Origin of the sequence: Nostoc sp. CHAB 5715 (assembly GCF_020829685.1) — a bacterium.
In the GTDB taxonomy this organism is placed as follows: domain Bacteria; phylum Cyanobacteriota; class Cyanobacteriia; order Cyanobacteriales; family Nostocaceae; genus Nostoc.
In genome coordinates this window covers 1-11290 of record NZ_JAIVFR010000108.1, presented here as the reverse complement: position 1 = coordinate 11290, position 11290 = coordinate 1, and the positions used below count along the sequence as shown (strand labels likewise).

13 protein-coding genes are annotated in these 11290 nt (G+C 42.2%); 7 read left to right on the top strand and 6 right to left on the bottom strand.

Features of this window, described 5'->3' with window-relative positions; all coding sequences use genetic code 11:
• Nucleotides 1–134 precede the first annotated feature (134 nt).
• The 3 genes from LC574_RS08485 to LC574_RS08475 form a co-directional block, all read right to left on the bottom strand.
• Nucleotides 135–881, bottom strand: coding sequence for a DUF561 domain-containing protein (locus tag LC574_RS08485; RefSeq protein WP_229452857.1), 747 nt, complete (start codon nucleotides 879–881; stop codon nucleotides 135–137).
• A gap of 278 nt (nucleotides 882–1159) precedes the next feature.
• A complete protein-coding gene (locus LC574_RS08480; protein ID WP_229452855.1) occupies nucleotides 1160–1702 on the bottom strand; it encodes a Uma2 family endonuclease in 543 nt (180 codons plus the stop codon).
• A gap of 184 nt (nucleotides 1703–1886) precedes the next feature.
• Complete coding sequence (locus LC574_RS08475; RefSeq protein ID WP_229452853.1) at nucleotides 1887–3299, bottom strand: ATP-binding protein; 1413 nt, start codon at nucleotides 3297–3299, stop codon at nucleotides 1887–1889.
• A gap of 376 nt (nucleotides 3300–3675) precedes the next feature.
• Between LC574_RS08475 and LC574_RS08470 the strand changes: the two genes are divergently transcribed.
• From LC574_RS08470 to LC574_RS08460, 3 genes are all read left to right on the top strand, one after another.
• Nucleotides 3676–3948 (top strand): hypothetical protein, encoded by a 273-nt coding sequence (locus LC574_RS08470; protein ID WP_229452851.1) that lies wholly within the window; start codon nucleotides 3676–3678, stop codon nucleotides 3946–3948.
• A gap of 113 nt (nucleotides 3949–4061) precedes the next feature.
• Complete coding sequence (locus tag LC574_RS08465) at nucleotides 4062–4289, top strand: hypothetical protein (RefSeq protein ID WP_229452849.1); 228 nt, start codon at nucleotides 4062–4064, stop codon at nucleotides 4287–4289.
• Nucleotides 4290–4314: 25 nt separating this feature from the next.
• A complete protein-coding gene (locus LC574_RS08460; protein ID WP_229452847.1) occupies nucleotides 4315–4470 on the top strand; it encodes a hypothetical protein in 156 nt (51 codons plus the stop codon).
• A gap of 193 nt (nucleotides 4471–4663) precedes the next feature.
• On the opposite strand, the gene LC574_RS08455 is transcribed toward LC574_RS08460, so the two are convergent.
• Nucleotides 4664–5533: a hypothetical protein gene (locus LC574_RS08455; protein ID WP_229452845.1), complete on the bottom strand. Its 870-nt coding sequence runs from the start codon at nucleotides 5531–5533 to the stop codon at nucleotides 4664–4666.
• 773 nt (nucleotides 5534–6306) lie between these two features.
• Between LC574_RS08455 and mnmA the strand changes: the two genes are divergently transcribed.
• The 3 genes from mnmA (at nucleotide 6307) to LC574_RS08440 (ending at nucleotide 8610) form a co-directional block, all read left to right on the top strand.
• The gene (gene mnmA / locus LC574_RS08450; RefSeq protein ID WP_229452858.1) at nucleotides 6307–7362 is read left to right on the top strand and encodes a tRNA 2-thiouridine(34) synthase MnmA; all 1056 of its coding nucleotides are present in this window, start codon (nucleotides 6307–6309) and stop codon (nucleotides 7360–7362) included.
• 512 nt (nucleotides 7363–7874) lie between these two features.
• Nucleotides 7875–8219: a hypothetical protein gene (locus LC574_RS08445; RefSeq protein ID WP_229452844.1), complete on the top strand. Its 345-nt coding sequence runs from the start codon at nucleotides 7875–7877 to the stop codon at nucleotides 8217–8219.
• The gene (locus LC574_RS08440) at nucleotides 8212–8610 is read left to right on the top strand and encodes a hypothetical protein (protein ID WP_229452842.1); all 399 of its coding nucleotides are present in this window, start codon (nucleotides 8212–8214) and stop codon (nucleotides 8608–8610) included. The genes LC574_RS08445 and LC574_RS08440 overlap by 8 nt, the downstream gene beginning before the upstream one ends.
• 12 nt (nucleotides 8611–8622) lie before the next feature.
• Here LC574_RS08440 and LC574_RS08435 read toward each other — a convergent pair whose 3' ends face one another.
• Both LC574_RS08435 and LC574_RS08430 read right to left on the bottom strand, forming a co-directional pair.
• A complete protein-coding gene (locus LC574_RS08435) occupies nucleotides 8623–8856 on the bottom strand; it encodes a type II toxin-antitoxin system ParD family antitoxin (protein WP_229452840.1) in 234 nt (77 codons plus the stop codon).
• A gap of 282 nt (nucleotides 8857–9138) precedes the next feature.
• Complete coding sequence (locus tag LC574_RS08430) at nucleotides 9139–9792, bottom strand: Uma2 family endonuclease (RefSeq protein ID WP_229452838.1); 654 nt, start codon at nucleotides 9790–9792, stop codon at nucleotides 9139–9141.
• 202 nt (nucleotides 9793–9994) lie between these two features.
• Here LC574_RS08430 and sat point away from each other — a divergent pair, with 202 nt between their 5' ends.
• On the top strand, nucleotides 9995–11173 hold the full coding sequence (sat, locus tag LC574_RS08425) for a sulfate adenylyltransferase (protein WP_229452836.1): 1179 nt from the start codon (nucleotides 9995–9997) through the stop codon (nucleotides 11171–11173).
• Nucleotides 11174–11290: the final 117 nt, after the last annotated feature.

Here is an 11290-nt window from a genome sequence, read left to right as displayed (position 1 = left end):
ATAATAACTAATAACTTCTAATAACTAACTCAGTACTCAACACTCTTTCAAGTCAGTCCATAATCAAAAAATCCCACAACCAAAAATGAAAAAGATTTCTTCCCCACTCCCCACTCCCCACTCCCCATTAAAAACTAAGCGATCGCGCGGTTGCTAGCAGTTGCTAAGGCTTCTACCAAGCCACGCACAGCCGCAATCATTGCCACTTCGCTATTGAGTTGGTTGATGGCGGAACCAACACCAACACCAGCAGCACCAGCTGCGATCGCTAACGGTGCGGTAACGTTAGAAATACCTGAAGCACACAATACTGGTACTGACACCACACGGGAAATCTCAAAAGCTGCTGCCAAGGTGGGAGCAGCTTTTTCAATTAATCCTAGAGTTCCAGGGTGAACTGGGTTACTGCTAGTACCACCTTCGGTTTGGATAATATCTGCTCCAGCTTTCACCAGTTCTTCTGCTAACTGTACCTGTTGATCTAGTTCCAGGATGTGGGGAACGGTGACAGATAGGGTGATTTCTGGGAGGAGAGCACGGGTTTGCTTAGTCAGTGCTAGCACTTCGGGAGCCTCAAAGCGGCGTCCTTGAGCATAGAAGGAATCGAAATTCCCGATTTCAATTAAATCAGCACCTGCTGCTACAGCTTGCACAAATTTCTCTGGCTCTACTGCTGATACACAAATTGGTAAATTTGTCAAACTTTTAGCTAACTGTACCAAAGCTGGGTCGGCGGCAATATCAACAAAAGTAGCACCGCCAAATTCAGCAGCTTTAACAGTAGCAGCGACGCTAGCGATGTCGAAGTTATTCAAGCCGCTAATCACTTTCAGGACGCGGCGGTTAGTAAATGCACGTTGGAGTAGAGAATGCATCGTCATATTTTGGCTTTTGAAGCTACGAAAATTAGGTATATTCTACCGTCCCTTAGTTGATCCGGGACTAAATCACTATCGCAGTTGCCAAATTTTGATAATTTTATTGTAAACTAAAGGGTTTAAGTCCCCTACGTCTACACATAGTCTCAATTCCCCTGCGGGATCTTGCTACAGTCGGGGTTTAAATCCCTGTTTGAAAATGTGTTTAATTTTGAACTTTGTTAGCGCAGCGTTAGCGAGTCCGCGAGCGTCACTTTGAATTTTGAATTGTTTCCACTATCCTAGTCAAACTCTGGAGGCCACAAATCTGCAATTGGTACTTCCCATCCTGGGAGCAGTTCGGGAACTGTTAAAATATCGCCATCACGAAGTACTATTGCTTCTTGTCCAAAGTTATAAAGTTCAACAATCCGCTCATCTGGATTGAGCAAAATTCCTACCTTAGTTCCCAAACTCAGAAATTCTTTAATTTTGGCTCTGAGATCGTCTAAATTATCGCTAGGGGACTTCACCTCTACAGTCAAATCGGGAGCCAATTGAGCAAATGACTTCGGACTACGACGCAAGCGTTCGGCTATAACAAATGAGGCGTCCGGTGCACGCAAATCGGAATTAGGCAACCTGAACCCGGCGCTAGAAGCTGCTGTTCGTCCCAGTTTGCGCGGTCTAACCCAGTTACGTAACTGGGCTACCATTTCAGCTGCGACCTCATCTGATTCGTATCCTGATGGACTCATAACAATAATATTACCCTTGACTAGTTCCATGCGATAGTCGGGATGCTGTTGCTGCATTTGTTCCAAGTCTTCAAGCGTTAGGGACATAACACCTCTCTAGGAGCGATCGCTTTATTTTGCCTAGAATTACTATACCGTAATACTTATAGACCTCTCTAGGAGCGATCGCCCCATGAATTCCCCAGTCATCGCCAAACCTGTCACTCCAAAGACTTCCTATGTTTTGCTGTATAACGTCAGTTGGGATCAACTAGAAAAGCTAGATGTAGTCTTATAATAAACTTCTAATTAAAGCATCTGTGATATTTTTGATCGCTGCAACTCGTTGCCTACAAAATTCTGGGGCTTTTCGGTTTACTAATTCCCATTCTTCACTAACTAACCTTAACCTACTAATCGCTTCATCACGGATTACAGGATGCAGCCAATATTGTCCTTTTTTCGCTTCTATTAAAGACAAATCTTGCAAAGCTTTAATCACCCATCTACGTTTTTCTTCTGCTACATCCCAAAGCAAACATAAAACTCCCTCAATAGGTACTGAAGTCAGAATATCTTGATAAGGATACCATCCTAAACGACAGAGGAGACGATAGGCTTCTGAGTCAAGTTCTTGGAGACGGGTAAATTGGGTGGTGACTAAGTCTTTTAACTCTCTTTCTCCTAATAAATCTGTACAGTTTTCCTGCCAATAGGCGTGGATGTCACCATGAAAATCTGTCAATATTGCTCCTCGGAGAATTTGCATTGCTTTGGCGTTACCTCCATAAGCTCTGCACATTTCATTGAGAATAGTACAATCGCAATTGATGTGGCAACTACTGAAAAACTGTCGCCAAGCTTCATCATCTAAACCTTCAAGTGCATAGAGATGAACCTCTACAGTAGACTCCCGCAAACGCTCACGACTTGTGACTAATGTAACTGAATGCACATCTATATCTGCTAATACTCTCAATAACTCAACATAAGAACGACGATATTCTAGGAACTTGCCATTTTTATCAAGAGCAGTTTCTAAATTATCGATAAATATCCCAATTTTAGAAGTTTGCTCTCGCAGTTTCCGCCGTAGTCGTTCTAAGCTGATACCAAAATCGCGTCCCGGTTCTTCGTTAAAGTATCGCCGCAGCCATTCCTCAACCACACTTTCCACAGGAGTGAGGTTTTGGATTTCTGTGGCCATCCACAGTTCCAGTACAAAATTAAACTTTTGAGTTTTAAAATACTTGCGTGCTAAAGTTGTTTTACCAACACCGCCTTTACCCTGGATGAGAATAACTTTTGCTCCCCGACTGACAAGGCTATGGAGTTCGGCTATTTGGCGATCGCGCCCGACAAAGTTAAAATCTAAATCTTGGGGTTTATTGCTATTATTCGCTGAATTTGGAATTTGGGAAACTTTTTGAGTCTGTTGAGTTGTCCAAAATCCCTCAACCACACTTTTAAAGGTTGATTTTGAGACTTTCTCTTTTAGCACATCTGATAATAGATGCCAAAGTCCTGCACCAACTGCTTTAAAATGCGCTTCTGTATAACTACTGCTATTAGCGATATCTTGGTAAGTCCGTTTTTCATCTTCCCACACATTACGCAAGATAATCCTTTGAATTTTATCTAGGTGTTGTCTCTTCGTGAGAAAAACCAAGTTATCTACAAATTCTAAGGCCTCTTCTACACCCATTTGTAAACTTGATGTATCCTTTTTACTTCATTATAACCATATTTTTTACTACTTCTTCCTACTCTTGATACTACAAAATACTTTTTCCTACTCTGTAAGAAGCTACTCTATCCTACTGCAAAGCATCTTGGGCTGTATTAGTCTTGTAGGTAATACAGGCGAAGTTAAGTTAAGCGCCAATAAAAGGTGGTTGAGGAGAGATTTAGAGAGCGCTACTACTGCAAGCTTAGTAAATCACAGATATTACTTGTTACTGTCCGATATTAATGACTCATGAAAGTGGTGGCTACTAAACAGGCAGTGGGTATTAACTAACTAGATTCTGTAGAGCATATTTACAACTCAGTATGTAAGTCATTATCCTACAGGAGGTTCAATGATGTTAGACAGAGATTGTCATCATGATTGCAATCAAAATCAGTGCCCCTTTGCCCAAGATACACGAAATCCCAATAGATATGTTTGTCTCAAATGTGGTGTCGAGCGAGAAATAAATAAGTATTCCTCTGGCTTCGGCTCGTTTTTGCTGCTATTGTTGGGCTTGTTTATTTCGTTCCACCTATTAGCTAATTATGAAAAGCAAAACAATCCACAAAGGCAAGAACAGTCTTTGAATAATTCACCAACTAAGGTGAATATGCAGGTGTAAAACTAATCTTCAGGGTAGGCATGATTTCCCATAGCCTTCTTTTTTAAATGGGAAATGGGAAATCAAAAATAATATTCACTGCAAAAAAGTCGGCTATTTTCGTGAGTAAAATTATGGACTCAAATCAAGATACGCTTCTATTTCGCTTTGCTTCTAAATCCTTGAAATATTTCTTGCTGGTGCTAGTTGGCATTGCGATCGCTTATGTTCTATCCATTGGTTTAGGTATATTACAAATCATACCCATACTGCTGTACCTTTTACAACAGTTTTTGCTTCCACTGGGAATTATGCTGTTGTGTTTAATTACAACAGCAGTAATTATTGAATCCCTGCGTTAAGAATCGGGGGAGTGGGGAGTGGGGAGTGGGGAGTAGAGACGCGATTAATCGCGTCTGTACTGAGTGGGGAGTTAGGAGTGAAGAATTGAGATCAAATACATCCAGAATTATCTCGCCAAACACGGGTTCATCATTTGCGATCGCAATACTCAATCTAGATAAAATTAATCGGCGTTGCTGAATTGAAATATGAATCTGGATGTAGAGACGTAGCACTGCTACGTCTCTACAAGGATTTTGGTATTATGCAAAATCATTTTCATAGATGGAATCAGCAACGCCAATTAATCTACTAGGGATGTCATCTCACTCCTAACTCCTGTACAGACGCGATTAATCGCGTCTCTACTCCCAACTCCCAACTCCTAACTTATTTATTTGCCGTAGTAAACCCTGGCATTTTTGTATCCTATATTTCGCAGATATTTATTCCATTCCCCAGCTTGGAATCGATCAGAGAAAGGCCCTACTGCTACGTGTGGACCTCGTGGTTGCGTCCTTTCGAGGACTCCGCCAGATCGTCCTAAATCTTGGCTAAATCGGGTTAGATTCTGCCTAATTTGTTCTGCGATCGCAGGTAATTGTTCTTGAGTGGTCGGAATAACGACATAATATCTAGAGGCTTGCTTGGGAGGATTTATATTATTGCGATCGCCTCCAAAGTTTCCATTGCCTACATATATTTCCTGTCCGTTAGCGAAGCTAATAATTCGGGCGTTATATATACCTCGTGACTGTAACTCATTCACCCGTTGTTGGGCGTTAGATACTCTGTTAAAAACACCTGATTGAATTACATTCCGGCCTTGGTATTGGCGAATGTAAGCACTGGGTTCAATCTGACGGATTGCTTGTAGCGTCTGGAAATCACTACCATCTACGTAAACTAAGTAGCGCTCAAAGTTCTGGTTATATTGACTAAACTGTGGAGGTTGAGAGGGCTGAAAGTTCGGCTCAAATTGATTGTTTTGTACTGGTTGGGAGGGCTGAAAATCCTGCCCAAACTGATTGTCCTGTAATGGTTCCGCCGGTTGTAACTGTGGTGATGGCTGTTGACCAAAGGGAATTGGCGGTGGCGGTAAAATTTCATCGGCTCCTTGAGCTAGTAGCACGTTGTTGTTGGGAATCAGCAGTAACCATCCTCCCATTAACAAGGGGAGAAATTTTTTAGTGGGCTTCCAACCCTTAGAACTTCGACGCAGCATCTGAAATGGGATAAATTTACTTGGTATTCCTCTCGACATAGTACTTTAAAAAGTAGTCAAAGTATTTTTAGGCAATTTCCACCAAGAACTAATTAGTTCACCGTTGTAGCAACTATATAGCGTTAAGGTAAAATTAGCTCATCTGCGTGGCAAAAAATACATCTGTAATTAATCTTAGATAAGGCTGATGGGGGAGCAGGGGAAGAATGGTTTCTCAGTTCTCTTCGATGATGACGGAGTGAAAAACAATAGACCTCTTGCAAACCCCACCTCGAACCCCTCCCCGCTTGCGGGGCTACTGTGTACACACAAGTCCATTCGTTCAGAACACAAGTCCATTCGTTCAGAACACAAGTTCATTCGTTCAGAACACAAGTACTTTCGTTCAGAACACAAGTCCATTCGTTCACAACACAAGTACTTTCGTTCACAACACAAGTACTTTCGTTCACAACACAAGTCTTTTTGTTCACAACACAAGTCTTTTCGTTCACAACACAAGTCTTTTCGTTCACAACCAAGTCTTTTTTGAGCCTTTGAGGGAATGAAACAGCTTCGTTTTTTAAGAGAAGTTGGGGGGATTAAAAAAAAGTCTGTGGAGCCACTCTAAAAGACTTGTGTGTACACGGTAGGCTTGCGGGGAGGGGAGCGTTTACTTTACTCAAATGCGGGGTGGGGTTCTTTATTTTTGATTTATGCAAGAGGTCTAATCTCTATTTACTTCTTCAGAAACTGAAGTGCTTTGCTAGCAAGGCAATGAAAGAGTGTGTGCTACAATTGGACAACCACGCAGCTATCGTGTCGTGCAATGTATGAAAAAAGTCGTCGTTGGTCTTTCTGGTGGCGTTGACAGTTCCACCGCAGCAGCTATACTGCACCATCAGGGCTATGAAGTGATTGGTTTGACTCTTTGGCTAATGAAAGGCAAAGGTCAATGTTGCTCTGAAGGTATGATCGACGCGGCTGAACTCTGTGAACAACTGGGCGTTCCCCATCAGGTTGTGGATATTCGAGATGTCTTTCAGACGCATATTGTCGATTACCTGGTAAGTGGTTATAGTGCTGGGATCACGCCTTTGCCTTGCTCTCAGTGTAATAAAACGGTGAAGTTTGGGCCAATGGTGCAGTATGCTCGTGAAGAATTGGGGTGCGATCGCATCGCCACTGGTCATTATGCCCGAATTAGCCATAACGAAGCAACTGGACGTTACCAATTATTAAGGGCCGTTGACCGCAACAAAGACCAGTCATACTTCCTCTATGATTTGTCTCAAGATTTACTTGCAGCAACGATATTTCCTCTGGGCGAACTAGAAAAAACTGACACCCGCCGCATTGCAACTGAATACGGACTGAAAACTGCTGACAAGCCAGAAAGTCAAGACTTATGCTTAGTGGAAACTAACGGTTCCATGCGGGCATTTTTGGATAAATATTTAGCTCCCAAAACAGGCGATATTGTCGATGTTACAGGCAAAATTTTGGGACAGCATGATGGTGTCCATCACTACACCATTGGTCAGCGCAAAGGCTTGGGGATTGCTGCTGCCGAACCGTTGTATGTGATTGAATTAGATGCGAAAAATAATAAAGTAGTAGTAGGCGATCGCACTAAGATAACTCAGCCAGAATGCAATGTAGGACGGGTAAATTGGGTTTCCATTGCTGAACCATCCACCCCAATTCATACCGAAGTGCAAATTCGCTATCGTTCAACGCCTACACCAGTGACGGTGATTCCGTTGGAAAACTCCCGTGTGCGTTTGGTGTTTGATGAACCCCAATTCAGCATTACCCCCGGACAAGCGGCGGTGTGGTACGACGGGGAAAAAGTGTTAGGTGGCGGAATTATTGAACAATTTAGTTAATAAGAACTCTTACCCTATTTTGGGATAAAGCAAAACTACCCTTCCTCGCTTGTAAGGCTACCGTGTACACACAAGTCGAATTTCTTCTTAAATCCCAAAGATTACCTACTTAATCGCAGTGATGGTTAGGGTGGGGTAAAACCTCACCTGAAACCTTAGTAAATCAGGTTTCAGGTGAGGTTTTGAGAATTTATGCAATAAATATATTGAATTCGGGTGGTCATTTATTGAATTCGGGTGGTCATTTATTGAATTCAGGTGGTCATTTATTGAATTCGGGTGGTCGTTTATTGATTTCGGGTGGTCGTTTATTGAATTCGGGTGGTCATTTATTGAATTCGGGTGGTCGTTTATTGAATTCGGGTGGTCGTTTATTGAATTTGAGGTATCGTTCATTGAATTCAAGCAGTGGTTAGGGTGGAGTAAAACCCAGATTCTTGAACACAACTTCAGACTTGTGTGTACACCGTAGCGCTTGTAAGGAGGGGTATTTTTATTTTTAAATGGGATATATGCCGGAAGAACCTATCTCTGACCAGTTTTTGATACAGCTATTAGAAGGCTATACTTCTACAGAGACGAGAGAGATTCAACAATACATCAGTGAGTGGGATGCTGCGACCTATAGCAGTGTTGCCCAAAGTATCTTAGACCATGCTAATAGAAAAGGAATTGATCCATTAAAGTATCTACGCAAAGCTCATAACTTTAATAAAAAAGGAGCGATTAGAGTTCCGAAAACTGGATATCGTGGAGATAGTTCAGCTGTATACCGTAAAGGCAATGAATATCTGATTGTCAGACCTGACCAATATGGTACTGAAAAGATAGTTACTTATGGAGTCAATAATGACTAAAGCAATTTTAAATCAGCAAGAATTGATTAAGAAAAATATTATTCAATTATTAGCACAGTTGACTAATACTTATCAAAATACACGCGGCGAACGACAAGAAATTTCTATTCAGTTTCCAGCAGAAGATGAAGAGTTTTCACTTTTAGAAGAACTTGAACTTTTAACAGTAAATCTCAGAGGGTATGCAAGTCAAATTCAAAGCACAGGTCAAATTGTCAATCAAGACCAGGCAATTGAGCAATTACAAGCTATGCGAGTTTTAAATATACCTCAGATTGCGAGTTTTTATTTTGGCAGTAATGGCAATTATGAACAGATAAAGAGTTATATTAGAACGTTAGATTACTTGCGGTTACTACTTTTGGAATATTTGCAGTTTCAAAGTGACTAAAATCATTACTGATTAACCTTGGTTTGACCCTTTATGCTTGGCGATTCTTTCCCGTATAGCTTGGCGTATATCTTCCCAATCGTCAGGAGTCATCTCAGTTGCATTCCCAGAATTTAGACCTTCTAAAAGCATCGCTGACAAACGTTCAGCCGCTTGACGCTTTTGGTCTTGGCGCACTAACTCACGGAAATATTCACTGACGCTGCTGTAACCACTAGTTGCCACTTTCTCTTCTATATAAGTCAATACAGTTCAGTTAAGCATTTCTTCCTTCTCTCTGCGTCCTTGGCGTCTTGGCGGTTCGTTAAAAAAATTGACTTTGTAACATAGTTTTAGCCTTAACCCAACCGTATTGCTATATAAGTCCGCATCACATCAGGGAGAGATATATTTATACTTTTCACTGGCACTACTTCCCTAATTTTTTCTTGATAATATTATTTTATGGCAATTTATGCCATTTATTGCCATAGCAGGCTCAATGAGCAAAAGCGATACCTGCGGCGAACTAAATCTACGTACTCTCTATCAAAAACTACTTCTATCTAATGCCCCTTCAAACTCTTTCAAAGCTTGTACGATTCCTACTTGCCAAGCGCGTTCAACTGTAGCGGCAACGATTTGAGGTAGAGAGATATTTGGAAAGTTAGGACTGTTATCAGATTCGATGTAATGTCCATCCCTGAGTAAATAAATCCTCAGCTTTTTACTATCGTAAATCCATAGTTCTGGAACAGCGATCGCTTCGTAAGCATCAAGAGTTGTTTTTGATGTCACATCTGTTTCAATTGCCAAATCAGGAGGCGGATCGTTTGGTTCCAGTTTGCGACGACCAATCATTCTTTGGTAATTTTGGATGTAGAAGCAAGCATCTGGTTCTACCCCCGCTATATTTTCCCGCTTAAAGGTGGTTGAACCGAAGGGTTCATAACTTTTCCCTGCGATCTTCAGCAAGATTTTGACAATATCCGAAATTAAGTCCTTTGATTTTTCGTGTTCGGGTAGAGGAACCATAATTTCTAACGTAGACTTGCTGTAAGCAACTCGTAGCGATCGCTTTTCCCCCAGTTCTTGCAAAATAGACTCAAATTCCTCCCAACTCATATCCTCGATATTCACTGTACTACCAGGCGCTAGCCGCATTTGGCTAACAGGTTTAACAACGGGGGATACAGCAGTCATAAGCATTTTCCTTATAAAGGAACTATTCTGAAACTTGAAGCTGGATTAGCTTTAGCGTAACCTAATCAGATCGCTTCAAGGCTAGTTGCAAAAATTTTCCTCCATTCCCTAAACTATTTTTTCTCAGTACCAGCATTTGATAAGTTAGTACATAATCTGAAACAATAACAGTTAATACAAATAATACAAAGAGGGGATTACGTTGAGTCACAATCCAGATGCTATAGCCCCGCACGGTGGACAGTTGGTTAACCGTATCGCCACACCAGAACAAAGAGCAGAGTTTCTCTCAAAAGCTGACTTTTTGCCGCGAGTGCAACTAGACGATCGCGCCGTTTCTGATGTAGAAATGATTGCGATCGGTGCTTTTAGTCCACTCACGGGTTTTATGAACCAAGAAGACTACGATCGCACTGTTACAGAAATGCGATTAGCCAACGGTCTTGTGTGGTCAATACCGATTACACTATCAGTAAGCGAAGAAGTAGCTTCCCCGTTGCCAGAAGGCGGCTTAATCCGTCTGGATAACTCCAGAGGCGAATTTATTGGAGTTTTGCAACTGACGCAAAAATATAACTACGACAAAATCCGCGAAGCAATAAATGTCTATCGCACTGATGATGTCAAACATCCCGGCGTGCAGGTACTTTATAACCAAGGTAATGTACATCTGGCGGGTGATATTTGGTTGTTGCAACGCGAACCTCATCCCCAGTTTCCCACTTATCAAATTGATCCAGCTGCCTCACGGCAACTATTTAGAGACAAGGGTTGGAAAACCATCGTTGGCTTTCAAACTCGCAACCCCATCCACCGCGCCCATGAATATATTCAAAAGTGCGCTTTAGAAATCGTTGATGGTCTATTTTTGCACCCATTAGTCGGGGCGACAAAAGAAGACGATATCGCCGCAGATGTGCGGATGCGCTGCTATGAAATTTTGCTGGAACACTACTACCCCTTAAACCGGGTAATTTTGGCAATAAATCCAGCCGCAATGCGTTATGCTGGGCCTCGTGAGGCCATATTCCATGCTTTAGTCCGTAAAAACTACGGCTGTACTCACTTTATCGTCGGACGGGATCATGCTGGCGTTAGTGACTATTATGGCACTTACGATGCTCAATACATCTTTGATGAATTTGCGCCAAGTGAATTGGGGATTGTGCCGATGAAATTTGAACACGCTTTCTACTGCACGCGCACTAAGCAGATGGCAACATCTAAAACTAGTCCCAGCAAACCAGAAGAACGCATCCATCTATCGGGAACAAAAGTCCGAGAAATGCTGCGGCGCGGTGAGTTACCCCCACCAGAATTTTCCCGTCCAGAGGTGGCAGCAGAGTTAGCACGGGCAATGCGGATAGAAGTGCCGGTTTAGGGCATTGGGCATTGGGCATTGGGCATTGGGCATTGGGCATTGGGCATTGGGCATTGGGCATTGGGCATTGGGCATTGGGCATTGGGCATTGGGCATTGGGCATTGGGCATTGGGCAT

Coding starts and splice junctions, on each gene's coding strand:
- LC574_RS08485 (WP_229452857.1), bottom strand. CDS start 881: ATGACGATGCATTCTCTACTCCAACGTGCATTTACTAACCGCCGCGTC.
- LC574_RS08480 (WP_229452855.1), bottom strand. CDS start 1,702: ATGTCCCTAACGCTTGAAGACTTGGAACAAATGCAGCAACAGCATCCC.
- LC574_RS08475 (WP_229452853.1), bottom strand. CDS start 3,299: ATGGGTGTAGAAGAGGCCTTAGAATTTGTAGATAACTTGGTTTTTCTC.
- LC574_RS08470 (WP_229452851.1), top strand. CDS start 3,676: ATGATGTTAGACAGAGATTGTCATCATGATTGCAATCAAAATCAGTGC.
- LC574_RS08465 (WP_229452849.1), top strand. CDS start 4,062: ATGGACTCAAATCAAGATACGCTTCTATTTCGCTTTGCTTCTAAATCC.
- LC574_RS08455 (WP_229452845.1), bottom strand. CDS start 5,533: ATGTCGAGAGGAATACCAAGTAAATTTATCCCATTTCAGATGCTGCGT.
- mnmA (WP_229452858.1), top strand. CDS start 6,307: ATGAAAAAAGTCGTCGTTGGTCTTTCTGGTGGCGTTGACAGTTCCACC.
- LC574_RS08445 (WP_229452844.1), top strand. CDS start 7,875: ATGCCGGAAGAACCTATCTCTGACCAGTTTTTGATACAGCTATTAGAA.
- LC574_RS08440 (WP_229452842.1), top strand. CDS start 8,212: ATGACTAAAGCAATTTTAAATCAGCAAGAATTGATTAAGAAAAATATT.
- LC574_RS08430 (WP_229452838.1), bottom strand. CDS start 9,792: ATGACTGCTGTATCCCCCGTTGTTAAACCTGTTAGCCAAATGCGGCTA.